This is a genomic window from Olsenella sp. AGMB03486, assembly GCF_040884255.1.
Classification (GTDB): domain Bacteria; phylum Actinomycetota; class Coriobacteriia; order Coriobacteriales; family Atopobiaceae; genus Olsenella_L; species Olsenella_L kribbiana.
In genome coordinates, this window is record NZ_JBEVTM010000064.1 from 1 (window position 1) to 614 (window position 614).

Annotated in this window: 1 protein-coding gene; it reads left to right on the plus strand. The window is 65.3% G+C overall.

Features of this window, described 5'->3' with window-relative positions; genetic code table 11:
- Positions 1–39: 39 nt before the first annotated feature.
- Positions 40–614 (plus strand): IS607 family transposase (locus tag ABVS03_RS11575; protein ID WP_368019220.1); only part of this gene is annotated, 575 nt, incomplete at its 3' end.

Sequence of the window (614 nt, forward strand, 5' to 3'; positions counted from 1 at the left end):
GCTTGCGATAGATTGTTTGAATCTGCTATTCTTTGCTCTATGAGAGCCAGGGAATGGGCCGAGCGAGAGGGCCTCAACGAACAAACCGTGTGGAAGTGGTGCCGCGAGGGCAAGATGCCGGTGCCCGTCGAGAAGACGGCGACCGGCGTCTGGCTCGTGCATGACCCGAAGTACGAGCTTGGTTCCACGCCTGCCTCAGCGGGTCGCACCGTCTGCTACGCCCGCGTTAGCTCATCTGACCAGAAGTCCGACCTCGTGAGGCAGGCCGATCGCCTGAAGGCCTTTGCCGTCTCCATGGGAGTGGGGGATCCCGAGGTTGTGTCAGAGATCGGGAGCGGCATGAACGACAAGAGGCGCAAGCTCAGCCGCCTCCTCGCGGACCCCACCGTCACCACCATCATCGTGGAGCACAGAGACCGCCTCGCCCGCATGAACGCGGGCCTCGTCGAGAGCGCGCTCGCGGCCCAGGGACGGCGCGTCGTCGTGGTGGACGACACGGAGCTCGACGACGACCTTGTGCGCGACATGACCGAGGTGCTCACTTCCTTCTGCGCGAGGCTCTACGGGAGACGTGCCGCCAGGCACCGCGCCGAGAGCGCCCTCGAGGCGGCGAG